This is a genomic window from Kitasatospora sp. NPDC088134, assembly GCF_044741705.1.
GTDB lineage: Bacteria > Actinomycetota > Actinomycetes > Streptomycetales > Streptomycetaceae > Kitasatospora.
In genome coordinates, this window is the sequence record NZ_JBIUTD010000042.1 from 1 (window position 1) to 25,314 (window position 25,314).

At 72.0% G+C, this 25,314-nt stretch carries 25 protein-coding genes and 1 pseudogene; 6 read left to right on the top strand and 20 right to left on the bottom strand.

Annotation, left to right across the window (positions count from 1 at the left end):
• Positions 1-52: 52 nt before the first annotated feature.
• The 14 genes from ACIOHG_RS36095 to ACIOHG_RS36160 form a co-directional block, all read right to left on the bottom strand.
• Positions 53-328 (bottom strand): hypothetical protein, encoded by a 276-nt coding sequence (locus tag ACIOHG_RS36095; RefSeq protein ID WP_400957489.1) that lies wholly within the window; start codon positions 326-328, stop codon positions 53-55.
• A 377-nt stretch (positions 329-705) separates the two neighbouring features.
• Positions 706-1,833: a hypothetical protein gene (locus tag ACIOHG_RS36100; protein WP_400957492.1), complete on the bottom strand. Its 1,128-nt coding sequence runs from the start codon at positions 1,831-1,833 to the stop codon at positions 706-708.
• A 221-nt stretch (positions 1,834-2,054) separates the two neighbouring features.
• Complete coding sequence (locus ACIOHG_RS36105) at positions 2,055-2,249, bottom strand: hypothetical protein (protein ID WP_400957495.1); 195 nt, start codon at positions 2,247-2,249, stop codon at positions 2,055-2,057.
• A gap of 202 nt (positions 2,250-2,451) precedes the next feature.
• Positions 2,452-3,390 (bottom strand): hypothetical protein, encoded by a 939-nt coding sequence (locus ACIOHG_RS36110; protein WP_400957498.1) that lies wholly within the window; start codon positions 3,388-3,390, stop codon positions 2,452-2,454.
• 75 nt (positions 3,391-3,465) lie between these two features.
• Positions 3,466-3,657 (bottom strand): hypothetical protein, encoded by a 192-nt coding sequence (locus ACIOHG_RS36115; protein WP_400957500.1) that lies wholly within the window; start codon positions 3,655-3,657, stop codon positions 3,466-3,468.
• 24 nt (positions 3,658-3,681) lie between these two features.
• Positions 3,682-3,831, bottom strand: coding sequence for a hypothetical protein (locus ACIOHG_RS36120; RefSeq protein WP_400957502.1), 150 nt, complete (start codon positions 3,829-3,831; stop codon positions 3,682-3,684).
• A gap of 269 nt (positions 3,832-4,100) precedes the next feature.
• The gene (locus tag ACIOHG_RS36125) at positions 4,101-4,355 is read right to left on the bottom strand and encodes a hypothetical protein (protein WP_400957505.1); all 255 of its coding nucleotides are present in this window, start codon (positions 4,353-4,355) and stop codon (positions 4,101-4,103) included.
• Positions 4,356-4,403: 48 nt separating this feature from the next.
• A complete protein-coding gene (locus tag ACIOHG_RS36130) occupies positions 4,404-6,725 on the bottom strand; it encodes a Helicase associated domain protein (protein ID WP_400957508.1) in 2,322 nt (773 codons plus the stop codon).
• A gap of 194 nt (positions 6,726-6,919) precedes the next feature.
• The gene (locus ACIOHG_RS36135) at positions 6,920-9,943 is read right to left on the bottom strand and encodes an AAA family ATPase (RefSeq protein WP_400957511.1); all 3,024 of its coding nucleotides are present in this window, start codon (positions 9,941-9,943) and stop codon (positions 6,920-6,922) included.
• On the bottom strand, positions 9,943-11,106 hold the full coding sequence (locus ACIOHG_RS36140) for an exonuclease SbcCD subunit D (protein ID WP_400957513.1): 1,164 nt from the start codon (positions 11,104-11,106) through the stop codon (positions 9,943-9,945). Before ACIOHG_RS36140 ends, ACIOHG_RS36135 begins: the two co-directional genes overlap by 1 nt.
• Before the next feature lie 393 nt (positions 11,107-11,499).
• Positions 11,500-13,329 (bottom strand): ATP-dependent nuclease, encoded by a 1,830-nt coding sequence (locus ACIOHG_RS36145; RefSeq protein WP_400957605.1) that lies wholly within the window; start codon positions 13,327-13,329, stop codon positions 11,500-11,502.
• Between the two features lie 296 nt (positions 13,330-13,625).
• A complete protein-coding gene (locus tag ACIOHG_RS36150; RefSeq protein WP_400957515.1) occupies positions 13,626-14,333 on the bottom strand; it encodes a helix-turn-helix domain containing protein in 708 nt (235 codons plus the stop codon).
• Complete coding sequence (locus ACIOHG_RS36155) at positions 14,330-16,657, bottom strand: hypothetical protein (protein WP_400957517.1); 2,328 nt, start codon at positions 16,655-16,657, stop codon at positions 14,330-14,332. The genes ACIOHG_RS36150 and ACIOHG_RS36155 overlap by 4 nt, the downstream gene beginning before the upstream one ends.
• 7 nt (positions 16,658-16,664) lie before the next feature.
• Positions 16,665-16,994, bottom strand: coding sequence for a helix-turn-helix transcriptional regulator (locus ACIOHG_RS36160; protein WP_400957519.1), 330 nt, complete (start codon positions 16,992-16,994; stop codon positions 16,665-16,667).
• A gap of 248 nt (positions 16,995-17,242) precedes the next feature.
• Between ACIOHG_RS36160 and ACIOHG_RS36165 the strand changes: the two genes are divergently transcribed.
• The gene (locus ACIOHG_RS36165) at positions 17,243-17,443 is read left to right on the top strand and encodes a helicase associated domain-containing protein (RefSeq protein WP_400957522.1); all 201 of its coding nucleotides are present in this window, start codon (positions 17,243-17,245) and stop codon (positions 17,441-17,443) included.
• An 85-nt stretch (positions 17,444-17,528) separates the two neighbouring features.
• Here the strand turns inward: ACIOHG_RS36165 and ACIOHG_RS36170 are convergent, their stop codons facing one another.
• The gene (locus tag ACIOHG_RS36170) at positions 17,529-18,272 is read right to left on the bottom strand and encodes a hypothetical protein (RefSeq protein ID WP_400957524.1); all 744 of its coding nucleotides are present in this window, start codon (positions 18,270-18,272) and stop codon (positions 17,529-17,531) included.
• Between the two features lie 168 nt (positions 18,273-18,440).
• Here ACIOHG_RS36170 and ACIOHG_RS36175 point away from each other — a divergent pair, with 168 nt between their 5' ends.
• Complete coding sequence (locus ACIOHG_RS36175; protein WP_400957526.1) at positions 18,441-18,629, top strand: hypothetical protein; 189 nt, start codon at positions 18,441-18,443, stop codon at positions 18,627-18,629.
• Positions 18,630-18,702: 73 nt separating this feature from the next.
• Positions 18,703-18,924 carry a hypothetical protein gene (locus ACIOHG_RS36180; RefSeq protein WP_400957528.1) on the top strand — a complete coding sequence of 74 codons (222 nt, stop codon included), beginning with the start codon at positions 18,703-18,705 and terminating at the stop codon, positions 18,922-18,924.
• 118 nt (positions 18,925-19,042) lie between these two features.
• On the opposite strand, the gene ACIOHG_RS36185 is transcribed toward ACIOHG_RS36180, so the two are convergent.
• The 4 genes and pseudogenes from ACIOHG_RS36185 to ACIOHG_RS36200 all read right to left on the bottom strand — a co-directional run.
• Positions 19,043-19,336 (bottom strand): hypothetical protein, encoded by a 294-nt coding sequence (locus tag ACIOHG_RS36185; protein WP_400957531.1) that lies wholly within the window; start codon positions 19,334-19,336, stop codon positions 19,043-19,045.
• 493 nt (positions 19,337-19,829) lie between these two features.
• Positions 19,830-20,105 (bottom strand): hypothetical protein, encoded by a 276-nt coding sequence (locus ACIOHG_RS36190; protein WP_400957533.1) that lies wholly within the window; start codon positions 20,103-20,105, stop codon positions 19,830-19,832.
• A gap of 153 nt (positions 20,106-20,258) precedes the next feature.
• A complete protein-coding gene (locus ACIOHG_RS36195) occupies positions 20,259-20,681 on the bottom strand; it encodes a hypothetical protein (protein WP_400957535.1) in 423 nt (140 codons plus the stop codon).
• A 35-nt stretch (positions 20,682-20,716) separates the two neighbouring features.
• Positions 20,717-21,283, bottom strand: a pseudogene (locus ACIOHG_RS36200) (TetR/AcrR family transcriptional regulator); the annotation flags it as partial.
• On the opposite strand from ACIOHG_RS36200, the gene ACIOHG_RS36205 reads away from it, so the two are divergent.
• Positions 21,168-22,781: an aldehyde dehydrogenase family protein gene (locus ACIOHG_RS36205; protein ID WP_400957537.1), complete on the top strand. Its 1,614-nt coding sequence runs from the start codon at positions 21,168-21,170 to the stop codon at positions 22,779-22,781. The pseudogene ACIOHG_RS36200 and the gene ACIOHG_RS36205 sit on opposite strands and share 116 nt — an antisense overlap.
• A gap of 222 nt (positions 22,782-23,003) precedes the next feature.
• Here ACIOHG_RS36205 and ACIOHG_RS36210 read toward each other — a convergent pair whose 3' ends face one another.
• The gene (locus tag ACIOHG_RS36210; protein ID WP_400957540.1) at positions 23,004-23,339 is read right to left on the bottom strand and encodes a hypothetical protein; all 336 of its coding nucleotides are present in this window, start codon (positions 23,337-23,339) and stop codon (positions 23,004-23,006) included.
• A gap of 378 nt (positions 23,340-23,717) precedes the next feature.
• Between ACIOHG_RS36210 and ACIOHG_RS36215 the strand changes: the two genes are divergently transcribed.
• Positions 23,718-24,254 carry a hypothetical protein gene (locus ACIOHG_RS36215; RefSeq protein WP_400957542.1) on the top strand — a complete coding sequence of 179 codons (537 nt, stop codon included), beginning with the start codon at positions 23,718-23,720 and terminating at the stop codon, positions 24,252-24,254.
• Between the two features lie 495 nt (positions 24,255-24,749).
• On the top strand, positions 24,750-25,289 hold the full coding sequence (locus ACIOHG_RS36220; RefSeq protein WP_400957544.1) for a hypothetical protein: 540 nt from the start codon (positions 24,750-24,752) through the stop codon (positions 25,287-25,289).
• The last annotated feature ends 25 nt before the right edge of the window (positions 25,290-25,314 follow it).

Sequence of the window (25,314 nt, forward strand, 5' to 3'; positions counted from 1 at the left end):
GCGACCCCCGCAACTACCTTGCCTTCCTCGGCCTCGCCGCCACCCTCTGCTGCTACAAACGCCTGACCCGCCTCACCACATAGGACACGGTCTTATGCCGCGCCCGGGTATTGCCGTCCGAGGCGACCAGGCCGTGCAGCGCGAGATCGCCCAGCGCCTGCCGGACCGCCTTGTTCGACACCGCGCCGGGGCGCAGCAGGCGCTGGAGCTGGTCGGCGGTGGCGACCTTGAGAACACCGAGCGCGCCGAGGACGTAGGAGCGCAGCGCGGTGGTCGAGCCGTTCGGGTTGGCGGCGCCGCGCCGGGTAGAGCTTCGTGTACAGCACACGGTCCTCCCACCACGGATCATCTGGAGTGGAGACCAACGCGGCCACCAGCTCGCGCTTGGTCGGGACCGGCAGCATCAACGGGCCCAAGTCCCTTGCGGCGCGGGCCTGTTCACAGCCGGGGCGCTCCATCCGATCCGGCCGGGCCTCCTCCCACAGCTTCACCTCCGAGCCCCCTGCACGTCCAACACGAACACGGGCGCAGCGCGGCGTTCGCCGCCCGTGCGGCCTCCAGCTGCTCTTCGGCCTCCCGTTCCGAACGCTCGGTGTGTTCCTGGTGGCAAGACCATCAGCAGCCACCAGGACGACGGGTCCACTCCACGCGGCGGCCGTCGGGGCCGTAGCGCGGCGACCGTGCTGGCGATGTCACGGCGTCCCGCTACGCTCTGGGGGCAGGAATACCCTCCGTTGAAGGGCTTTCCACTGGTGAGGCCAGTTCCGCGGACGCAGAACCGGCAGCGTTGACGGCAGCTGTCATGGTCTGCGCGTGTTCACGCTTTGTGCCCAACTTGTCACTTCCCCACATCACCGCGGGACCGATGAGGGCGGTCAGCGCTGCAGGAGCGACCGCCGAGGCGGGCAGGCCGGCGATAATCGCGGTACCTATGACAGCCGCCGCTGCCACGCTGCCGCCGAGCACGACCCAGCGGTCGTACCGGTCCCCGCACGGGGCGACCAGCTCGGTCCGTTCCGTGGGCAGGTCCTCCTCTTCCAGCAGGCCCATCCACCGCCCCTGCACCGAACGATCGAGCAGCGTGGCGAGAAGGCGGGCGAGACGGGGCACAGCGTCGGGACCGTCCCGCAGAACGTTCGACATCTCGGTCTCCACGGCTAGCTGCACCCGGGCGATGTGCGGCTGGAGCGCGGCGCGCCGCCGCTCGCGGTCCACACCATACGCCGCGAACCACCCCAGCTGGTTGGTGTAGCGGGTGACGCGCTGGTCGAGTTCCAGCAGTGTGAGGCCGCCGGACGCGGCCGCCGAGCAGTTGCGCAGAAGTCGGGCAAGGTGGAAGGCCGAGGTGACCGGAAGGCTCACTCCGAGCCTGCGCCGGTAGAGACTGCGCGACCGGTAGAACCACAGCACGGCCGCGCTGCCCAGACCGGCCGACAGGGAGAAGAACCCCAGCGTGTTCTCCCGGGCGAACTGCGGATTGTCCGAACTGCTCGGGTGGACGGTCAAGACCAGGCCGCTCAGGGCCAGTACTCCAGACACCGCCGCGGGGAGGATGCAGCAGATCACGGCCCACGTTTCCATGCCCCAGGACCGTCGGACTCCCCTACACCAGTGCTCTTTCAGCTTCGCGGGCGGCGAGTGCACCGGACCGTAGTCGGCGGCCTCGGCCGAAGTCGGGACGACCCGGGCCGGGATGCGTCCGGCGATCCACGGCGGCACCCACCATCCCTTCCAGACGTCCGGCAAATCGAGTACCGCCATGACCGGGCCATGGAGCACCCCTGCCACGAACGGCGGAAACAACGCGAAAACGACCGACTCGAACCACTGCATACCCGACACCTACCACACCAGCCAGCGGCAACCTGACCAGTCGTCACAGAAGCCGCGGTAACTGCCGTTCCTCCGCAACGCACACGATCCGGTACAGGCCGTTGCCGTAGTGCATCGGGCGGCCCAGGTCCCGGTCCACGGACGCGAGCCGACCGCAGCACAGGGCCGCCGTATAAGGCCAGCTCCGACCAATCGGAGGCGACGGCGGGGTTGGGGCGGGTTCAGCCGGTGACGGTCTCGGCGTGGCGGCGCACGGTTTTAGGGGGCACGTTCAGGAGGGCCGCGAGAAGGCGGACCGCCCGTGCCCGCTGGATGGTCTCGTCCGGGCTGAACCGGTAGTCCATACTCGGCGGACCGTCGGCGTGCCGCTCCAGCAGCGCCAGGAGCCGTGTCTGAACGGTGCGTAGCTCTGCCACCGGGCAAGTTGCCCCAGCCGTCGGCGCCGTGGGCCTGGCGGGGCGCCGTGGCCTTCTTCGTCATCATGACGGCCGCCCTGGCCGAGGCCGGCTGTGGACAGCGGTGCCGACGACGCAGCAGCGCGCCCCAGCCAGGGGTCACCGGCTGGGGCGGACTGCGAAAGGGCGGTCAGAACTGCCCTCTGGTCACGGCCGTTCCTCCTCAACGCGCACGATCCAGTACAGGCCGTCGCCATAGAGGTGGCCGTCGTCCTTCTTCCTGGTCAGTCGGCGGACATCTTCCGGAGCAGCAGGAGGAGGCGGTCGGCGGTGCTGGGCGGGGTGGGTCGGCGCAGGTCGCCGGTGCGCGGGTCGAGGTCGGCGCGCCACTGGGTGGCGGCCGAGTACAGGCTGTTGACGCGGCGGGGAGCAGGGCGGTGTTGAGCTTGAGGCGGCGCAGGGCGTCGTAGAGGGGGTCGGGGTCGGTGGGGGACCACAGGAGGACGGTGCGCTCGGCAAGAAGGTTGGTGAGGTCGGCCAGGGCGGGGGCGGGGTCGATGGCGCGGCTGGGGGCGCCGGGGGTGCGGGGGCCGGTCAGGCGCACGGTGCGGTCGTAGAGGACGTGGCAGGTGCGGTCGAGGACGGTGAGGCGGGCGGCGGCCGGCGGCCGGGGCGTTTTGGCGGCGGTGGGCTCGCCGGGGGTGTAGCCGATCTGGAGGACGGCCAGGTGCTCGTCGGCCAGGAGTCGGGCGGCGGTCTCGGCGACGTCCTGGGCCGCGGCGCGGACCTCGGCCTGGCGGGTGCGCAGGCGGGTGATGTGGGCGCAGGTGCCGCACAGGGCCCGGCCGTCGGCCGCCGGGGTGCACGGCGTCTCGGGGTGGGCGCCGCAGTCCTCGCAGGTGCGGGTGTTGGTGGTGCGGCGCGTACTGGCCGCGAGGAGCTGCGCGGCGGTGGCCGCGGTCGGGACGGACTCGCGCACGTCGTACAGGTCGAACTCGTCCTTGCGTCCGGTGCCGGGGTTGCGGGTCTCGATGGTGGCGCGGACCGGGCCGGCCGCCTGGCGCGGCAGGTCCAGCGCGGCGAGCTGGGTCGTGGTTCGCAGGTGGTCGGGTACCTCGGCCCACCGGGTGTAGGACGGGATGAGCCTCACGGTTTCCGGCATGTCGGTGCCTCCCCTTTTTCTCGGCTGTGCAGTTCAACGGAGGCCGCCACCGGGCGGTGGCGGCTTGGCAGACACTCAGCGCATCCACGACTCCGGGGCCGGCGCGGGCGGCGCGGCGGGGGTGAGCGACTGGTCGGCGCAGCGGGTGATCTGGAGGTTGCGTACGCCGCACTCGGGGCCGCAGTCGAACACGACGACGTACGGGAACGGGCTCGGGTAGCGGCGGACGTGGGTGATGACGCCGAGCGTGCCGGCCGGGATGGCCACGCGGACGCGGGCGTCCTCCTCCCATTACTCCTCGGCGGCCAGGTCCTCGTCGATCCACGGCGCGCGCACCGGCTCCAGCAGCTCCACCCGGTCGCCCTCCTGCGGGCCGAGGCGGCCGGTGAGGGCCTGGGCCTGGTAGCGGAGCAGCCGCGCCAGCGCCCGCTCACGCTCCACCGGATCGGCCCCATGGCACCGGGGTCCAGGACCAGCACCCGCGGAGAGCCGGGCGAGCCCGGGGCGGCCGTGGGGTGCTGCGCGGGTGCCAGGCCGGCCAGAGGTTGGCCGGGGAGGTGAACGGTGTCGGTGGTCATCGTGCGGTGCCTTCCGGTGTCGGGTGCGCCGTGAGGAGCTGGGTCAGCCGGGTGTGGCCGTAGCCGTGCATCGCGGCCTCCCGGAGAGCGAGCGCGGGGCGGCCCTGTGTGGGCCGCCCCTGGGCGGTGGTGCTACTGGTCGGTGGTGCAGTTGTGGTCGGCCTCGACGTAGTCGCCGTCGGAGAACTGGGTCTCCAGGGCCCAGCCGCAGGTGCATTCGGCGCGGCCGTCCCAGCCGATCTCGGGTCCGTCGTCGCTGTCGCAGTCGTGCTCGGCGTCCACGCCGGTGCCGTCCTCGAACAGCGCGTCGCCGCCGTCGCCGCAGGCGCCGCATTCCCACTGGGCGTACCAGGAGACCTCGGGTGGCTGGGTGGTGGGGATGGTCACTCATCTCCTCCGGGGGTGGGCCGGGACGGCGGGGGCGTACGGGGCGGGTCAGCCGGTGACGGTCTCGGCGTGCCGGTCCAGGGCGTCCAGGAGCGCGGTCTGGTGGTCGGTCAGCTTCCCGTCGGCGCGGGCCGTGTCCTGCTTGCGCAGCCACGTCCCCGGGCGGAAGGTCGGGTCCGCCTCACCGCCGGTGCGGTTGGCGGGGCCGTCGAGGGTTCCGCCGGTGGCGAGGTAGGCGAGCAGGCGGCGGTAGGAGCGGTTCCAGTCCGGCTCCAGGCGCCACAGATCGTCCAGGGCGTCGAGCTTGGCGACCTGGTCCTTGGTGAGGCCCGTGGCCTTGCGCTGGCGGCGCATCCACGCGCCCACCGCATAGTCGTCCAGCTTCGCCGTGGCGGGGATGGCGAGGTGGCCGTGCTGGTGGTGGAACGCGGCGGCGTACGCGAAGCCGCGCTCCCAGGCGCCTGCGTTCTTCGACCAGATCATCCCAAGCGCGTCCAGCTCCGAGATCCGGGCGGCATCGAGCAGGCCCTGGCCGTGCAGGTGGCGCTGGCGGGTGAGCCAGGAGATCAGTTCGCCGTGCTTGGCCTTGTCGGTGGGGTCGAGGTGGCCGTGCTGCAGGTGGAACACGGCGGCGACCGCGTGCATGCGCTGCCACTCGACCGCGCGCGGGTTGAACGCCCGCAGCTTCACGGTCTGCAGGATCCGCGCCGCGTGCTGGCGGGCATTGATCCGCAGCCACTCGATGGGCGACTCCACCGGGGCCGACGGCTGCTCCCTCTCGCTGCCGGGCTCGTCGGCCTTGCTCTCGGCCGGCTTGGCGGCGGTGGTGTGCGCGGCGCCCTGCGAACGCGCGCCACGCAGCTCGGTGATCCGGCCGACCACCCGGGCGTCGTGCGCCGCGAGCGCCCGCAGGACCCGCCAGATGGTGCGGAAGGAGCTGGCCTCGATCTCGGCGTCGGCCTCGGCCTTCACAGCCTCGCCCGCATCCTGGATCTCGGCCGGGTCCGCGGTGGCGGTGTCGTCGCCCACCTCGGGGGTGGGGAGGTAGACGGGGATGATGATCCAGGAGACCTTGCCCTGCCGGTAGGACTGGCGCAGCGCGCGGCCGACGGCCTGGACGATGTCGATGACCGAGCTCTTGGGGTCCGCGAAGCAGATGGCGTCCACGGCGGCGACGTCGATTCCCTCCGTCAGGAGTCGGCTGTTGCACAGGATGCCGCACTCCTCGCCGTCTTCGCCGGTGTGGGCCTTGAAGTCGGCGAACGCGGCGCGGCGGTCCTTGAGCCGGTCGGTGCCGGCCACGGCCTTCGCCCAGATCCGCTCCGGGCGCTCCGCGTCGGGCAGCAGCTCGGAGGCCTCCAGCAGGCTGGCGGCGAACTCGCGTGCGGCGCTGACGCGGGAGTGGAAGGTGATGACGCGGCGCAGGCCGAGGTCGGCGACCGCGCGCAGCACCGCGATCTGCAACGCGAGGCGCAGCAGTTCCTCGTTGCTGCGCTGGGAGCGGAGGTCGGCGACGGCGGGGAGGTTGAGCAGCTCGCGCAGGTCCTCGTCGGTGACCACCGGCACGAGGACGCGGTAGTCGGCGAGGTAGCCGTGCTCGATGCCCTGGCCGAGGGTCCAGGTGAAGCAGGTCTTGCCGTAGATGGCCTCCGAGTCCATGGAGCAGAGCACGGGCAGCTTCTCCGCACCGTCGGCGTCGGTGTCGGCGAGGTCGGCCAGGCCGTCCTTCGCCCGCCGATCGTCGGCGATCCTGGGGGTGGCGGTGAAGTACAGCCGGCGCTTCGCCGGGACCTGGGCGTCGTCGTGGACAGCCGCCCACGCCTTGCCCTCCGCCCCGGCCGTGCGGTGCGCCTCGTCGATGACCACCAGGTCCCACGCGGGCAGACCGCACAGTCGGTGGGCCTGGACGATGCGCTCCAGCGAGGCGTAGGTGGCGTACACGGTGACCGGCTCGCCGGCCTTCTCCTTGGCGACCAGGTCGGCGATCCGGGCCGCCTGCGTGGTCACCTGGGCGTGGACGCGGCCGCCCGCCTCCGCGCTCTCCAGCGCCTCCTCGCGCGAACACGCCGCCACCGCCAGCCCGCGGCGACCGCCGCGCAGCGACCACGCCTCGGCGGTCTGCTCCAGCAGCTCGATCGTCGGCACCAGCACCAGCACCCGGCCGCGCGCGGCCAGGCGCCGGGCACACCCGGCCGCGATGAGGGTCTTGCCGGAGCCGGTCGCCGCGACGACGGTGGCGCGGCCGCCGTCCTTCACCTCGCGCACCGCGGCCGCCACCGCGTCCTTCTGGAACCAGTGCAACGGCAGCGGCTTCACCGTGGCGGGGCCGGACGGCACCTGCTGCCCGGCAGGGGCGGCAGCGGTCTCCACGGCGGTGCTTCTCCTTCGGATGCGGCGAAGTGGTCCGGTCGGTCGGGCCCGCTTCGCTGCGGATTGGGATGGGAAACTCTCTGCGGGTCGGTAAGGAGTCTTCCCACCTCGTCCAGCTGGCCGGGGAGCCTGAATGGGGAACCCTGCAGCCCTGTTGACGGGGGGTCACCCTTGGGAGGGGCGATTTGCGGACGTCAGTGAGCCGGGGCGGTAGCCATGGCCCTCACGGTCGAACCGTCCTGGCTCTTGCGAACCTGCATCTGGGTAGGGATGCGCCGTCGTAGGTCCGCAACGTGGCTGACGACTCCGACGGTGCGACTGTAGGAGCGTAGTTCGTCGAGTACTTCGAGGACCTCTTCCAACGTCTCGTCGTCGAGGCTTCCGAAGCCCTCGTCGATGAACAGGGTGTCGAGCTGGCTGCCACCGGCTTCCTGTGCGACCACGTCGGCGAGGCCAAGGGCGAGGGCCAGGGAGGCGAAGAAGGACTCGCCGCCGGAGAGGGTGGCGGTGTCGCGGGTCAGGCCGGTCCACTGGTCGAGGATCTCCAGGCCGAGACCGGAGCGGCCGCGACCGCTCGTACGCGCGTCGGTGTGGGACAACGCATAACGGCCGGAGGACATGCGTTCCAGACGGGTGTTGGCGGCCTTCGCCACCTCTTCCAGTCTGGCTGCCAGTACGTAGGCCTCCAGATGCATGCGGTACTGGTTGTCGCCCGAGGTTCCAGCGGCGAGGTCTGCCAGGTGCTTGGCCACGTGGTGGTCTTCCAGGAGCGGCACCAGTCGCTCGATGCTCTGTGTGAGGTCGGTGGTGTGGCCGAGCAGTGCCTCGCGGCGGGTACGGCTGGTGTTCTCGGCGATGGCTGCTGCTTCCGACCGGTCGGCGGCCGCGGCGAGATCCGCCTGGGCGGCTTGCTCGTCTGCCGGTTCGGCGGCGGCGGCCTCCGCGAGATCGGGGTCCGTGAGTGTCGCCGCATGCGTGGCCCGGGCTGTCCGCCAGGCTTCCAACTCGGATTCCATCGCGGCGAGTTCTGCGCTGGTGGCGATGGCATGGCGGGCGTCGTCGAGGGTGGTGAACCCTGCGGCTGCGGTCTCGGTCTGGGCTGCCCGGCTGGCGCGTTCCAGATTTCCCGCGGCCACTTCCGTCTGCTGGATCGCCGCCCGTGCCAGGGCGATCGCCTCCGTCTGGGCGGTGAGTTCGGCGCTGCGGGCGGCGATCGTTGAAGATCCGGTCAAAGCGTCGGCAAGGCGGAGTACGAGGATTTCCTGCTCGGTGCTCTGGGTCTCCTGGCGTCCGAGGTAGTCGCCGATCCGTCGGTCCAGGCTGGTGAGTTCGGTGGTCCGGGTTTTGCGTGTCTCGTCGAAGGTGCGCAGTTCCTCGGTGGCGGGAACGGCGTCAGCAGCGGCAGCCAGGAGGTCGGTGCGGGTCTGCCGGGCAGCGCGGTGACGTTGCTGCAGGTCTGCGGTCGTCTGTCCGCCGGCCAGGTCCTGGGCGGAGGCTGCCTCGGCCGTGAGCCGGGCGAGATCCTGTTCGGCGTCCTTGCAGGCCTGGTCGGCCTGTTGGTAGGCGTCCTCAGCACGGGCCTCGTCCTCCCTGCTCGGGTGGTCGGCGGTGGTGGTCGCCGGCCGTGGGTGGACGGGCGAACCGCAGACCAGGCAGGGTTCCTGAGGGCGTAGTCGGCCGGCGAGTTCGCCGGCCATTCCGTCGATGCGCCGGTCCCGGATCCCGCGCGCGTGGGTCGCGCTGCGGATGACGGCTTCCTTGAGCTGGTCGACGTCGTCCTGGGCCTTGGCGATGTTGGTGGCGAGTTCGTCGCGTCGGCGGGCTGCGGCGAGTTGCTGCTCGAGGGGTGGCAGGGTGGCGGCGAGTTGCTCGGCCTGGGTCTGGGCCAGGTGGGCTTGGTCGATCCGCGCGGTGTGATCGGCGCGTCGGGCCTCTGCCTGGTCCAGCCAGTCGGTGATCTCGTCGTGGTCGGCCTGGGCCTGGTCCAGGTCGGCCTCGAGCTTGGTGAGGGAGGCTGCCAGTTCTTCGGAGCGCTGTTCATCGTGGCGCAGGGCATCGAGGCGGCCGAGGTCGTTCTTCAGCCGGTTCTCGGCGGCGGTGAGGTCCTCGTCGGTGTCATCGCGCTGTGTGTCGGGCAGTCGTGTCCTGGCCTGTGCTTCGGCGCGGCGGGCCGCCTGGTGGTCGCGGTCCGCGTCGTCAAGGGCCTGGATGAGGGGTTGGATCCGCTCGGCGCGGCGACCGCGTTCCAGGGCTGTCTGCAGGTCATCGAAAGCCGGGGCCTGCGCCCGCAGGGCTGTGAGGGCTTCGGTGGCGGTGCGGTGGCGCAGTTGGCGCTCTGCCAGGGTTCGGACCTGTGCGGCTCGGGTTTCCCAGGTGCTGTGGTGTGCCCTGGCGTCCCGCAGTGCGGCGCAGGCCTCTTGGTGGGCTTCGGCCGCACGGTGGTGCACCGCCTGTGCCCAGGTGAGTGCTGTGGGATGGGTGGTGTCGATGTTGTCCTCGGTGGGGGCTGGTTCCGCGACCGAGTCGATGATCAGGGTGCCGGCGGTGTCCTGGATGCGGTCGATGTCGCGCAGGAGGGCTTTACGGGCGTCGTCGCAGCGCTGGCCGGTCTCTTTGGCGTGGTCGGTGAGCCAGCGTGCGATGTCGCGAAAGCGGTGAGTACCGAAGAGGCGTCCCAGGATGTTGGCACGGTCCTCGGCTTTGGCGCGCAGGAATCTCGCGAAGTCGCCCTGCGGCAGCAGGACGACTTGGCAGAACTGCTCGCGGTTCATGCCCAGCAAGGCTTCGATTTCGCGGGCGACTTCTTGGTGGGCACCGCTGACGGGCTTCCAGACGGGCCGGCCGACGCTGTCGTCGCCGTGCCGTTCCTCCAGAGTGGCTTTGGCCTGTGCCTGCGTGGTGCCGTTTCCGTCGCGCCGGGCCCGTTCTTGCTGGGGAGTGCGCGTGATCCTCATGCGGCGCCCCGCCATGCTGAACTCCAGCTCGACCTGGGTGGGCGTGGCGGGGTCGGCGTGGTGGCTGCGCAGCGCCGTCTGGTGTCTATCGCCCGGGACGTTGCCGTAGAGGGCGTAGCAGACGGCGTCGAAGATGGTGGACTTTCCCGCGCCGGTGGCGCCGTGGAGGAGGAACAGCCCTCCTTGGGAGAGCGTGTCGAAGTCGATGGTCTGCCGGGTGCGGAAGGGGCCGAAGGCCTGTAGGGCGAGGGTGTGCAGGCGCATCAGCGGGCTTCCTTCACGGTGTCGTTCAGGCGGGTGGCCTCGACCGCCCGGCGCAGGAGGTCCTGTTCGGTGGAGGTGGGGGCGTGACCGCCTCGGACGTGGTCGACGAACCCGGTGGTGATCTCAAGTTCGGTGCGGTGGCGGGTGCGTTCGGTGTAGGTGGCGCTGCTTGGGGGGCCGCCGTTCTCGGGGGCGAAGGTGAGCTGGACGGTGCGGGGGAAGCGGGTGCGCAGGCGGTCCATGGCGTTGATGGGGCGTTGCGGGTCGGTCAGGATGACGTGCAGCCAAGCCTCGTGCAGGTGGTCGTGCTGGTGGTCCTTGAGGAGGTCGCCGAGGTGCCCGGTGAGGGTGTCCAGGGTCCGGGGGCGGGGGCAGGGGACGGCTTCTGTGGTGAGGTCGGCGTCGGCGTCGAGGTCGGCGAGCCAGGTGGTCTTGGTGTGGCCGGCTTCGGAGAAGGAGTAGGCGAGGGGGGAGCCGCTGTAGCGGATGCGGTCGGTGACTTTCTGTGGGCGGTGGAGGTGGCCGAGGGCGACGTAGTCGATGCCTTCGAAGACGGCGGCGGGGACGGTGGGGATGCCGCCGGCGGTGATGTCGCGTTCGCTGTCGCTGGTGTGGCCGCCGGTGACGAATGCGTGGGCGAGGACGACGGAGCGGGTGCCTGCGGGGCGGGTGGCGAGGTCGGCTCGGACGCGGTCCATCGCGGCGGAAAGGACGGCCTCGTGGGTGGGTTTGTCGGCTGCCATCTCCTCACGGGCGAGGAACGGTTCGAGGTAGGGCAGGCCGTAGAACGCGACGGGTCCGTGCTCGTCGTGCAGTACCGCGGGGGTGTGGCAGGTAGCGGGGTCGGTGCGCAGGTGGATGCCGGCTCGTTCGATCAGGCGGGACGTGACACCGAGGCGCTGGGGTGAATCGTGGTTGCCGCTGATCATGATGACGGGGACCTGGAGGTCGGCCAGGCTGTTGAGCGCGTGGTCGAAGAGGGCGATGGCGTCCAGGGACGGAATGGCCCGGTCGTAGATGTCTCCGGCGACGAGGACCGCGTTCACCTCCCGCTCCTGGACGACGGTCAGCAGGTGGTCGAGGAAGACGCGCTGGGCGTCGATGAGGGACTCTCGGTAGAACGTCCGTCCGAGGTGCCAGTCCGAGGTGTGGAGCAATCGCATGGTCGCTGACCGTAACCGTCCGGGTGTGGTGTACGGGCCGACTTCGGTGTTTCGGTCCGCGATGGTGGTCCGTAGGAACCGCTGGTTGGCGGTGCTCCGCATCACTGCCTACAGGCAGTGGGCGGCGGGCACGGGAGCCATAGATTGTCAGTGCAGCGGGAAAGAATAAAGCCGGAGAGGAGGAGAGATGACTTCCGAGCAAGGCTCTTTGCATAGCATTTTCCCTGCTCCGAATGGGTGCCGCTGGTGCGGCATCGACGAGCGGGGCCATGCGCGGCAATGGGTGGAGGAGACGGGCTGGCACGCCTGGGCCGCCCCGACCGGCGAACAGCGCAAGGCCCGGATGAAGGCACGGCGCGCCGCCCAGCTCCAGCAGGACGCACGGTCCCAAGATCAGCCCGCGCTCGCCCGCAAAGCCTCAAATACCTCCCTAAGCTGCGGCGGCACCTCGGAGGAGGATTCCAGGGACGTGGCCAGCTCGTAAACCATGTCGGGTTTCCCGTCCGGGCTCTTGCTTCCCTGATCCTTAATCATGTCCAGAATGTCCTTGCTGAATTTCCGGCCACCGCGATGCGCCTTGAAGTGCGCGGCCTCCCACAGCTGCTCACTGTCGCGGCGCGGCCACTTGCGGTTGGCCACACGGGCCCACTGCTCGTCCTCGAACAGCTCCTCGAGTTCGTTGAAGTTCTCGGCTTCGCCGACGAAGGACACCTGCGTCGCGGGGTCGAGACCGAACTGGCGCAACCGGTCGTCCTTGAAGAACTTGGCGACGTTGCGGCTGTCGGCGTCGACCAGCAGCATCACGGTGCGGCGCTGGGCCGCGAGGTAGCGGGCGAGGTGCAGGGCGCCCTCGTTGTTGTTGCACGCCCACAGGGCGATGCCTGCCGCCTGCAGGGACATCCCCTGCGAAAGGCGGAAGAGCACCGGGATCGCCTGCTGTTCGGTGGCTCCCTCGACGGCGAGGAAGCAGCGTTCGTGGAGCAGCACGGAGTTGCGCAGCCCGAGTGCGGAGGCGATCTGCCCGAGGTGCAGATCGATGCCCTCGTGCGTGTCGTCGACGAGGCGCTCCATGACGGTACGGCCCGCTTCCAGGCGCAGGTGGACGACATCGGCGATGTCCACGCCGTCGATGAGGTTCATCGAGTGGGTGGCCACGATGACTTTGACGGCGTCGCTCGCGCACTGGCGGCGGATGAGGTCCATCACGGTCCGCTGGTGGGTGTAGTCCAGGTGGGTGTCGGGCTCGTCGTAGACGACGATCGTCTGGACCGGCGGTGTGCCGTCCTCGTCCGGCTGAGGGTCTTCCAGGAGCTTGCTGGTCCACTCCCAGACAGCGAGGGCGATCCGGCGGTTGCTGCCGCGGCCGGACCGGGACAGGTCGACCCGTTCGCCGTGGGCGCGGGAGATGTGCAGGTGCGCCTGCTTGAAGCCGTGGGAGAAGGAGACCTCCGGTTCGACGGAGACCTCCACGAGGTCCGGGCAGTGTGCCTTGATGTGCGCGCACAGGTCGGCGGCGTCGTCCTTGACCAGGCCGGTGACCTCGGACTCGATCATCCTCAGGCGGCCCTGCAGGCCATCGTCCTCGAGATGGGACTGGTAGCTGCCGGCCAGTGCCGTGTGGACGGCCCGATCCGGGCTCTCGTCCTTCCCGCTGAACGACAGCAGCCTCGGCATCCGTCGTACCAACTGCTTGGGCAGGGCTGCCCATTCGGTGACCTGCGGAGACCCCGCCGCATGTGCGGTCAGCGCCGCCTGCAGATCCGCCTTGAGTCCCCTGCCTTCGGCCTGCAGCCCGAAGGCCTCGACCAGTTCCCTGAGAGCGGGTACGAGGAGCGAGCCGAGATCGCGGAGCCTGGGGTCGGCCGGGAGCTGAGTCCAGTACTCGAGCACGGGTGCGCCTTCGCCTTCCGCCCGGCGCCGGATCCTCAGCACCGCAGGAAAGCCCATCTCCTGTTCGGAGGCGTCAAGGGTGAAGCGGCCTTCGACCCACGTCGAGGCGCAGCGAGCGGCGACTGCGGCAGCGGCGCCGGTTGCCGGCGGATTGTCGTAGGTCCGGTCCTGTTCCACCAGTCGGTACCCGCCGAGGAGGAAGTCGAGGGCGGCAAGCACCGCGCTCTTCCCGCCGTCGTTGTGGCCGGCCAGGATCGTCGGCGCGCTGACAGGGATGTCCTCGACCAGCGTCAGCGAGCGGAACCCGCTGACGGAGAAGTCCTTCAAGTGCACAGTTGCAGCCGCTCCGCTCTCCCTGCCGCCGTGCCGTTTCGCAGGCAGCAACCAGCCCACGGCACAAGGATTCTGACGTCACTCCCGCCGCGGGTACCCATCGTAGGCTCCTCGGCGCGGCCCCGTGTCCCGGCAGTGGAAGACCTGGAGATCACCCGGCGCCGGTCCGCTCCCCGGGCACCTTTTGCGAACTCGTCGGCCGGTGCGCGCTCCTGTCGGCGAGTCGAACGCAACCGGTGGGTCCACCGCTCACAAGCTCGCAGAAGCACTCCCCGGCGACGGGATGCGGTCGGCACTCACTGGTTCTCCTCGGGGATCCAGCCGCGGACTTCGAGGTAGGCGATGTCGGCGTCCTCGACCGCGCGGCCGGTCTCCATCAGCCACTCCCGCATCGCCTCGGTGACGTCGCCGTGGTGCTCGGCGACCCGCTGGGACCATTCGGCGGCGTCGAAGCCACCGGTGGAGGCGGAGCCGTAGGTGCGCTCCTCGGTGCCGTCCGCGCGGGGGACGAAGCCGCGCCGCACGCCGCCGGAGTCCTTCTCCGACCCGGCGCTGTAGACGTACTGGTCGGCCTTCATCCGGACGGTGAAGGCGAGGCGGCCGCCGGCCTGGCCGGTGGCGTGGACGACCGGGGCGAGGTGGGAGGCGCCGGACTTGATGGCCTGCTTGCCCGCGCGGCCGGCCATCGACTCGCCGGGCTTGCCGACCGTGTCCTTGCCCCGCACCCGGGCCTTCTGCCCGGTCTTGGTGCGGCGGCGGGTGGTGTTCGCCTCGGCGACGGCGGACAGCGCCTCGGTGTCGCGTTCGCCGCCGCGCACCGCGCGCACGACCTGGCGCAGCGCGCCGACGAACGCCGCTCCCTTGCCCTTGGTGAAGAACTGGGAGACGAGGGAGGCGTCTCGGCCGAGCATCTTGGCGACCTGGCGCTTGGTGTAGCCCTGGTCGAGCAGCTCCTGCGTCAGGCGGGCGGCCTCGTTCGGATTGGTCGGGTCGGCCGGGCTCACCGGTCGGCTCCCTTCTCGGCGAGGTGGACGCGGCCCAGGGCGCGCAGCTTGAGGTACTGCTCCTGGCTGGCCGGGTGCTCGACGGGGCCGGTGAGGTGGCCCTTGAGGAGGTAGTCGCCCGGCTCTCCCCGGTAGGGCCACATCTGGCGCTCGGTCAGGGCGATACCGTCCGTGCCGAAATACACGACCGTGCCGGGCTTCGCGTGGAGAGCACCGGCGTAGCCGATGACCTCCTTGCCCTGGCGGTATTTCATGTCCAGCAGTGCGGCGCGGGCCCCCGACCAGACGTAGGCCGCCCATTCGGGGTGGGCGTACGGGTCGCGGGAGAAGCCGGCCTGCCGCTGCCAGGTCACGACGTCGTTGTCCTGGCCCAGGATCTCGACCCCGGCCGGGAGTGCCTCGCCGAGCGGGGTGGTGCCGGAGACCAGGCGCGGGCGCTGCGCGAAGCCGCCCAGGCCGAACAGCAGCACCGACCGGACCGCGCGGGAGGCGAGGTACGCGGCCTGGCGCTGGCGCTCGTCGCCGTGCAGCTTCGACAGGTTGGTCAGGTCCGCCCACGCGGCCTTCAACCGCTTGCCCCACTCGTCCAGCGGCTTGCCGTCCTCGAACAGCAAGCCGCCGAGGATCTCGACCTTCCACGGCGCGACGTGGTTGGCGAGGGCGAGGTGGACCTCCGCGCCACCGGCCCAGGTGGTGAACGTCGCGCCGGGTGTGGCCGGGTAGATCCAGGCCCGGTCACCGGTAACCGGGGCCGGGAGCAGGCCGACGTGCTCCCAGCCCTGCGGGACGGTCACCCGCACGTTCCAGTGCGAGCACGACATCAACGCCTTCGTCTGCTCGGCCCCGCTCATCGCGGCGAACGCGGCGGCGGTGATCCGGCGCGGCACACCGACCGGGGACTTCCACAGGTGCTTGGCGTAGGCGAAGGTGCGGTCGTACTCCACCAGCGCGGGCAGCTGCTCCGGCACGCGCGGCGGCAGGACCAGCTCGGTGCGGCCCTGCCCGCCGGTCGCGTGCAGCAGGCCCCGAAGCTCCTCGGAGAGGACCGGGTAGCCGCCCGCCCACTTGCCCGTGGTGGGGATCGTGCGCGACCACAGGTCCCGGCCGGTCTGCGACGGCGAGCCCATCAGCACCGCGTCGTCCCAGTGCCGGCGCAGCGCCTGCCACAGCAGCGTGAACGCCTGACGGCAGGTCACGACATCGGCGCCGTCCGGATCGAACCACTCCCCCATCGACCGGACCTCCGTCACCGGACCCTCCGGCGCGGCGGCGGGGGCGCAGCGGCCCACGGGCTGGCGCTGGTGCACGAAGTGCCCGGCCAGCTTGTCCCGGCCCGCCCCGACGGCGGCCGTCCACCGCTCGCTGGGGGTGTTCAGCCAGGCCGCGACGGCGTCCTTGAGTGTGGAGTAGCGCTCGGCGCCGTCGTGCCAGGGGGCGCCGGCGGTGATGTAGATCCGCTCGGTGCCGGGCGCGGCCTGCAGGACGGCGTCCAGGATCTCGCCCGGGGTGCGGGCACCGAGGCCGACGCGGACGACCCGGTCGCGGACCGCGAGCATCCCGGTCGCCGCGTCCAGGAACACCGTGGCGCGGGCCTGCTGCGTGAAGTTGGGGCGCTTGGAGACCAGCCCGGTGGTGACGGCCTCGAACCGCGCACCGGCCGGGCCCTCCGGGAGGGTCGGCAGCCCACGCGGACCGGCCTCGGCCACCGGACGCGCCCCGACTGCGGCCGAAGCGACCGGCACGGCGGGAGCAGGGGCCGACGCAGCGACCGCGGGGGCCGGCGTGCTCGCGGGGGCCGAGGCGGCCTGTACGCCGGGTTCTGTCTCCCTGCCGGCGGTACTGGCGGGCTCGGCGGCGGGCTGTCCGGCGCGGGCCGGGTCCTCGACGTCGGCATCGGACTCGATCGGCGCGGCAGGGGTCGCCGCAGCAGCCGGGGCCGGGAGCCCGACGACGGCAGGGGCCGGGCGGGTCAGCGCCGGGGCGACCGCGACGTCGGCATCGGACTCGATCGGCGTGGCCACGGGTGCCGGGGTGGGCGCGGCGGGGGCCCGGTCGTCGGACCTGGCGGCGCGCACGGCGGCCGGGGTCGGATCCAGCAGCGGCGCGATCCGCACCACGTCGCCGACCGACAGCCCGGAGGCCTTCGCCACCGCGTCGGCCTTCGCGGCCTCGTACCCCGCGAGCCCGGCGACCCGGCGCGCACGCTGGGCAGTGAGCCTGTCCAGCTCCTTCTGCGCGGCCGCGGCCGTCTTCTCGGCTGCCATGATCGCGGTGCGCAGCTCGCGCAGGCCGGCGAGCTCGGCGGTGTACGACTTCCGGTCCATCAGATCCTCACTCCCCTTCCGTGGCGTCGGTGCCGGTGTCGAGGGGGCGGGCCCGGCGGGCGGGGGCGAGCCAGCCGTCGGGGCCCTGCGTGCCGTGGATGTCGGCCAGCCCGGCGAGCAGGAACGCGTACGCGCCGCGCTTCGGGGACCTGGGCCGCGCGGTCCCGTTCTCCCACTTCGCGAACGTCTCCCGCCGGGTGTCCAGGGCCGCGGCCACCTCGACCTGCGTCAGGCCGGCGGCCTTGCGCAGCCGCTCCCGCTCGGCGGGCTCCGGCAGGTCACCGCCGTCCCGGGCCCTGGCCAGCAGCGCGTCCACCGCCGCGAAGATTTCAGGCATCACACACCTCCGTACGAGAAAGATAGCATTGTTTACCGCATCTAGCGCACATAATTAATCTCATATGAGCCGCAATATGACCTCACTCGGGGCGCGCGCCCGAGCGGTCTGCGGCCGACGCCAGCCCGGCCACCACCTGGCGGTCGGCCGGGCCGACGGCAGCCGCCCTACTCGGCGTCGACAGCCGGGCGGGTCCGGCACGTCTCGCAGGCCGGGGCGGCCAGCACCCGGCCGCGGCGAAGCCGAGGGTGTCGCGCACCGACCGGTTCGGGGCGGGCCTGGCGGCGCTGGCGGCCTTCGTCGAGCGCGAGGGCCACGTACGGGTGCCGCGCCCGCACAAGGAGGACGGGCTGTCGCTGGGCACCTGGTTGAACAACCAGAAGGCCCGCCGGGACAAGCTCAGCGTGGAGCAGCTCGCACAGCTGGAGGCGCTCGGCGTGGCCTGGTAGGTAGGCCGGAGCGGCTTGGTACCGGAGAAGTTGGGAGGGCCCGCCACCGTGCTTCGGTGGCGGGCCCTCCCGCGGGGCGGGGCGGTTAGACGGGCTCGGGGGTGTGCCAGGCGACCAGGACCACGTCCACGGTCGCCCGGAGCCACTTCATGGTGTAGCGGTCGAGCGCCCGCTCCAGCATCCTGCCCCTGGGGTCGCTCATGAAGAAGTCGACCGCGTCGTCGTCGGGGACCTGGAGGTGGACGTGCGCCTCCCGGCCCGCGATGTCGACGTGGGTCGGCTGGGAGGCGTTGATGGCGGCCACGGCCTCGGGCGTCACCTCCGGCATGGTGATCGTCCCGTCGCCGAAGGACCGCCAGAGGGTCCGCACGACCGCCTCCGTGTCCTTGCCCTTCCGGATGGAGTCGGGCTGGGCCCTCTCCCAGAGGCTGTCGACCAGCATGACGACGTCGTCCTCGTTCGCGCGGCGGACTTCCCGGCCCGCGTCGATGGCCTGCGCCAGGACCCGGCACAGCGCCACCACGTCCGCCCTCTTCGCCTCGTGCGGCCTCTTCTTGATGTCGAACAGCTTGCTGCGGCCGATCCCGTGCCCCTTCAGCTTGTCGAGCAGCTTGTCGGTGCTGAGGCCGGCCCTTTCCGAGAGGGTGTGCACCTCCTCCTGGAGCCGGCGGATCTGGTAGGGGATGTAGGGGTCGGGCGACATCGGGTGCGTCTCCTTCGGTCGGTCGGTTCGGTCGGTTCTGCCGTTCCACCAGCGCGCGAGGCGCCGGAAGAACCAGAGCAGGCAGGCGAGGGCGAGCCCTGCCGCCACGTTGTCGATTAACGGCACGTCGTAGATTCGACCGTGCTCCGGGCTCCCGGACCAATCCGGACTGTTCTCCGCGCGGCCGTCGAGGGGGCCCGCGGGTGGAGCACAAGGGGCGTGCGCCTATGGGCACTTCGCCGAATCTGCCCGGTTGCGCTGCTCGGCGGTGGTCGGGCCCGGGACACCGGCGGCATGGTGATGACCGAGATGACCGTGGGCCAGGACTCGAAGACCGTGGCGAAGAGCCTGGAGGGCACGATGCCGTGGCTGGCACCGTCCGGCCCGGCCGCCGAGGCGCCGACGGCGCTGGACCGGCCGCTGCTACGCCACGATCGCCTGCGAGCTGGCGGGCCTGCGCGAGGACGACGGCTTCGGGGATGACGAGGACGACCTGGGCGACATCGACCCCGAGGGCCTGGACGCCGCGCTGGAATGGGCGCGGGCCGGGGTGTGCGTGCTCCAGCGGTCGCTGCCGTTCCCGTTCACCGACGTGCTGCTCCACAGCAAACTCGACAACCGCCCCGCGCACCGCATCCTGTTCTGCTACGCCGACCTGCCGCGCCACCGCGACCCGGTGGCCGCGGCACGCCGGTTCACCGCGCTGGTCCACCTCATCCCGGACGACAACATGGGCGCCCGGTTCCTCGCCCCGGGCGGGCCTGACCCGATCTTCTGACCCGCGTGCCGGTCAGCGGCCTTCCCCGGAGTAGCGCGGGTCGGCCTTGCGGTCCCGCCCGACCCGGCTCGGCAACGCCGCGCCGGGTCCCCTTCGAGGCGGCAGGCGGAGGCCCGGCTCAACGGCAGCAGCAGCAGGTGCGGCGCCGGGCGGGGCGCACCACGACCGTGCGGTGGGGTCGGCCGGTGGGCGCCGCCGGGGCCGGCGGCAGCGGCAGCGGCAGCGGCGGGGCCGTCGGCTCGGGCGCGGTGGCGATGGCCGGTCGGGCCGCCGCGCGCAGCTGGTAGAAGGCCCGGATGCGGACGAAGCCGCGGAAGGCGGTGCCGGCGATCCAGGCGCCGTAGCGCAGCTGCTGGGCCTGCGGGCCGGTCGGGTCGGTGATGGCGTCGGTGAGGAACTGGGTGAGCGTCACTGTGCGCGCCCTTCGGAAGAGGTGGGCTTTCACCCCTTCCGGGCGCTCGGTGCGCAGCAGACAGCAACGCGCCGTGACCTGGTCGGACAGGGGCGCTCCCATCCTGGGCACGTCTTTTTCGGTTTCCGATAATGCCGATCGGCCGTCAGAACAGGGGTGCGGAGGGCACGCCGGGCCCTCCTCCCGCCGTTGTTGGTAGGAGCGGCTGCCCGAAGTCCGCCTACGCGGTGTCGCCCGCCCAGGCGCAGTGCGGCCTGCGGCCCGGCCCCTGCGGCGGGGCATGATCCTTCGTCAGGCTCCGCCTGCCACCGGCCTGTTGCCGGAGCGCACGGCCCGGACGGCGTCGCCGACCCGCACCGGGCGCGCGGTGTCCGCGGCGGCGTGCTCGGCCAGGAGGCTGTCGGTCCGGGCCCGCCAGGCGGGGGTGTCCAGGTCCGCCCAGCTCCACCCGTCCGGCAGCGCCGGGGAGGGCCCCGGCGCCCGTCGGCGAACGCTACGAGCGCAGATGCGGCCGGCCGGGCCCGGCCGCGAAGAAACCCGCCGCGGCCTTCAGGATCCCGTTCACCCGCTCCAGCCCGGCGGCCTCCTTCTCCACCGCCTCGATCCGCGCGGACTCCCCCGTCGCCGTGCCCGGGCGCCGCCCGGAGCCGGCCCGGTCCCGGCGCACCCGGCTGCGCAGCGCCTCGGCCGGACCGATACCCGGCTCCTCAACGACGGCCCGCAGCACGGCCGACCCGTCCGGGCAGCCACCGAGGACCACGGCCACCATGCACACCCCACGACGGCACAGCCCAGGCAGGCAGGCAGGCAGGCAGGAGGAACGTGCTATGACTCGAACCCTTGCACGAAACCGAGCATCCGTTCGAACCCGGGACACTTCAACGGGCCGCGGCGGCAGCGGTGGCGGTGGCGGCGGCGGGGCTCAGAGCGCCGGCCGCCCAGTCGCTGTCGCGGCCGCCGGGACGCTCCCGCCCCCGCCGCCGGCGGGCGGCGCGTCCGCGGGGCCCGGACTCGGGCGCAGGCCGTCGAGCAGGACGCGGACCAGGGCGCCGGGGAAGTCCGGGTCGCTGTCGATGCCTGCGAGCGCGACCAGGCCGTCGAGGATCTGTCCGAGGGAGACGTCGTCGCGCACTTCGCCGCTGCGCTGCGCGGCGCGGAAGAGGGGCTCGCCCGCGGCGATCGTGCGGGAGCGGCCGGCGCACAGGAGGGGGTGCCGCCGGCGGATTCGGCGAGGAGGGCGGAGGCGAGAGGTCCTTTGCGGCCGCCGATGGCGTGGAAGCGCACGAGCCACGTGAAGAAGGCCCCGCCGGGGGTGTCGCCGCCGACGGTCCCGGCGGCCCGGCACATGTCGTCGACGGTGTGCCGGAAGAGCTCCTCGATGAGTTCGAGCCGGCCGGGGAAGTTGCGGTAGAGCGTGGCCATTCCGACGCCGGAGCGCCGGGCGATCTCGGCCATCGACGGCGCGGCACCGGGTTCGGCGAAGGCCTCGCGGGCCACCGCGATGATCTTCGAGCGGTTGCGTTCGGCGTCGGCGCGTCGGGCGGGGGCGGGCTCAGCGCTCACGGCGGAGGCCTCCTTCCTGCGGCGTCCCGGATCCTGTGGCCTCCCGGATCCTGTGGCCTCCCGGCCCCCGCCTACCGGACACCCTTCCCACTTCCCCTTGCAAACGGACAGGCTGTCCACTGCGTTGAACGGACAGGCAGTCCGGTTGGGACGCAGCTGCCGACCAGGAGTTCGGAAGAGGAACGACCATGACTTCGACCGCGAGCCCCCGCCCGCCGCCGGCACCGCCCGCGGCGGCGTCCCCGCGTTCGCCCGGGCCGGCGAGCGGATGATGTGGATCGGAGGCGAACAGGTCCCCGCGGCCTCCGGACGGACGCTGCCGAACACCGACCCCGCCACCGAGGAGCCGCCGGCCGGGGTGCCGCGCGGCGACGCGGCCGACATCGACGCCGCCGTCCGGGCCGCGCGCGCGGCGTTCACCGATCCCGCCTGGGCGGACATGAGCCCCGACCGGCGCGGCCGGCTCCTGAACCGGACCGCCGACGTCATCGAGGAGCACGCCGACGAACTGGCCGCCATCGACTCGGTCAACAGGGGCGCGCCCCGCACGCTGACCTCGCACATGCTCGCCCAGGCCAGCGAGACCTTCCGCCACTACGCGGGCCGGCCCGCCAGGCCGGCCGGCGCGAGCGTCCCCGCGGGCAAGGACCGCCTGGCCTGCACCCGCAAGGAGCCCCTCGGCGTCGTGGGCATCATCTGGGGCTGGAACGGCCCGATGGGCCAACTGCCCGGCAAGCTCGCCCCCGCCCTGGCCGCCGGCAACACCGCCGTCCTCAAGCCGGCCGAGACCGCCTCGCCGAGCACGCTGCGCCCGGCCGAACCGCTGGCCGCCACCGGCCTGCCGGCAGGTGTCGTGAACGCCGTCACCGGCCTGGGCCCCGAGGCCGGCCGGGCGCTGGTCGCGCACCCCGGCGTCGCGAAGATCGCCTTCACCGGATCGACCGCGACCGGCAAGCCGGTCCGGCGCCTGGCCACCGACACGCTCAAGCGCGTCACCCTCGAACTCGGCGGCAAGTCGCCGTCGGTCGTCTTCGCCGACGCCGACCTCGACACGGCGGCGCGCGGCGTGGCGGCCGGCTTCCTCGGCAACGCGGGCCAGGCCTGCGTCGCCGGATCGAGGGTGCTCGTCCAGGAGGGCGTCCGGGAGGAGTTCACCGGAAAGCTGCTGAAGGCGATGGAGCTGTTCACCCCGAAAGACCCGCTGGCCCCGGGCGCCCTGGCCGGACCGCTCGCCACCGAGGCGCAGCTCGACCGCGTCCGCTCCTACCTCGACCTCGCCCGCCAGGAGGGCGCGAACGTGGTGACCGGCGGCGGGCGCCCCGGCGACCGCGGATACTTCTTCGCCCCCACCCTCCTCGACGGCGTCCGCCCCGACATGCGCGTCGTCCGCGAGGAGATCTTCGGCCCGGTCGGCGCGATCACCACCTTCACCGACACCGACACCGACGACGCCGTCGCCCGGGCCAACGACACCGACTACGGACTCGCCGCCTCCGTGTGGACCACCGACCTCGCCACCGCGCACCGCACGGCCGCAGCCATCGAGGCCGGCACCGTCTGGATCAACACCTGGGCCGAGATGAGCACCGGCAGCCTCCCCTTCGGCGGCTACAAGCAATCCGGCCCGGACCACGAAAGAGGCCCGGAAGGACTCGACGCCTACACCCAGGCCAAGACCGTCCGCATCGCACTCCGAACACCACCACCACAGGCGACACCACCACCACCACCACCACCGCAGGAGTTCGGCGCGCTTGGCCCACCCCCGTCGCCACCGCCTCCCGCGCCCCGCACCGGGGCGGTCGGAGCGCGCCGGCGCCGTGGGGCGGGGCGGGGCCGTCGTCCCGGTTCTCGGCGACTGGGTCGGAAACCACCTCAATAACTGCAGCGACGGCAATGTCCTCGACCACACGGGCCGCTGAACCCCTGGTCCTGACCGCCGCAGCCGCAACGGCGGGCCAGACAGCGCCTCGACCGCTACGCCTCGACCGCCGGTGCTCCGACCGACAACGTTCACCGGGTTGCTGGGCCGGCCAGCTGGTCCAGGTCGCTGCAGCAGTTCACCGTCGCCAACTCTCCCCACCGGGACCGCCAGCAGGACGGGCTACCTGGTGAACCGGACAGCCAGCAGCCCGAGGATGTGGAGAAACGCAACGAACGCCAGGCCCGCTTGCCCCAGGCGGCGGCCTCGGTGTCCCAGCACGAGGAACCAGATCACGGCACCGAGCGAGAGGAGCAACAGCGTCGCGCCCAGGAGCAGCGCCGGCCAGTACACGGACGGGTCGGACGTTGCCCCGAGAGCCGGGTCCGATATTCCTTGCGCAATGACGAGAACGGAGCCGACGGACTCGCCCGCGCAGACGACGAGCGTCGAGACCGCGGCGACCAGGGGTGCGCCCATCACTGTCAGCTGCCTGCGCGGCCCGTCCGGGCTCGACATCGTCCTTCCCGGGATCGATCTGTGGGGACCGGAGCGTCGCCCCGCCGGACGATCTCGCAGTGCGCCGGTGTGGCACAAGGCCTTGTGGCCGCAGTACCCGACCCGGCGAACCTTTCCGGTCGAAGCACCAGGGGTCCGGCCCGGGCGCAGAGATGGACACAACGGGTCCGACGTGACGTCCCGGCATCCCGAGATGCCCGCCGCAGCGAGGAGGATGCCGAAGCCGCCGGTGCCCGGTGCGGACGGGGAACGAGGCTCCCTCACCACCTCCCTTTCCACGCGGGCTGCTCCTCCTCTACGCTGCAGCGTTGTGATCATCGGGGTATGCGAAGCGCCGGTGTCCGTCAGGGGTGGAACGTCGTAGGGGAGGCAAGGGCCATGTCCGAGCAGTGTCCGCAGTGCGGGCAGAGGGGCGGCACTCTGAGGGCGCGTCAGGCGTACGAGGGTGATCCGCCGGCGCTGGAGGTGGCGCCGCCGGCCGCGCCGCCGGTGACCCGGATCGCCACCTCCGAGCCGCGCTGGAACCCCGGCACGCGGGCGATGGCGCTGATCGTCGGCTGCTACCTGCTGGTCGCCCTGGTGGCGGTCCTGTGCGCCGAGGCGGCGGGGATGAGCGGGGGCGCCGTCCTGGCCGGGGTGCCGCTGCCCGGTCTCGGGTTCTTCGTGGTGCTCCATCTGGTCCGCAGCCGGGCTCCGCGTCCCGAGGTCAACGCCGAGCTGGTGTCCTACCACAAGCGCGTCTGGACGAAGCGGATGCAGGTGTGGGAGCACGCCTGGTTCTGTACGGGCTGCCGGGTGGCGTTCTGGCCCGCCGGGGCGTTGACGGCCGCCTCCCCGGCCTCCGACGCGGTGCCTGCGCGAGAGTTCCCGTTCAAGGTCGCCTCGCTGGCCGAGCTGGCGTACGGGCAGGCCTGACCCCCGCAGGCCCCCCAGGGCTTCCATCTGCCGATCGACCGGGACCTCAAGGACGGTCCTGAGCGGTGTACCCCTGGCGCCACCCGGCGCGCCGGGGTGCCCGGGGCTCTGCCTGCGCTCGTCGGGAGGGGGCGGCGAGCAGCGTCCGAACCGTTTCCGTGCCGCCCTCCGCGCGGTCCCGGGCGAGCTCGGCCGAGTCCCAGGCCCGCTGCCCGACGACCGGGCGGGAGCGGCCGCGGTGGCGCAACTGCCCGCGCACCAGCAGGAGCCGGTGTGGGTTCCGGCCGCGCCTGGCGTTCGGCAGAGCGCTGCTCCGGAATTCGTGAGCGGGTCCAGATCTGTGGCGGGGCGAGTCCGGCCGAATCCGATGGCGGATTCCTCAGGGCAGGCGCGAAACTGTGCCGGTCCCCCCGGCCCGTGCCGGAAGAAAACCTCCGCGCCTTGCCCGGGACCTTCGAACCAGCACACTCCCTCGGTCGAACGGAAGCACCACCGATGAGCCGTCCCGCGATACCCGACCCGGCCTGGTGGTGCGAGGACCCGCAACGGTGGGAGCTTCTGGAATTCGACGGACGACACGATGATGACGGTCTGCCGGTCGACATCCACTGGGAGGACCGACAACAGGTCCTCGAAGCCCTGATCCTTACGCCCGAACCCGGCATCGGGGACTTTGCCAGGTACCTGCTGGTCCAGGAGACCGAGCGCCACCGCCATTCCTGGGGCTTCAGCCACAGCATTGAGCTCGCCGCCCTGATCACCGCCGAGGAGCGCCGGGTCGAGGACGTCTGGCTCCTGTGGGGCGCAATCTGCCGGAGTTTCGACACCTGGTGCGGACTGCCGCACCACCTGCTGCTCGCTGCCGGCGTGGCTCACACCTTCGAATACGTCAGCGCCTCGAAACTTCCGCAGCGCGACAACCTCCTGGAGCATCTCGGGCGAATGGACGAGAGCACTGACGAGGAGGTCGCCCAGCTGCTGACCGAGCGGCGTCGGTACTACAGCCAGATCCTGGACGAGCCGGCTCATGAGTGAGACGCCGGGATCACCGTTCGGCGAG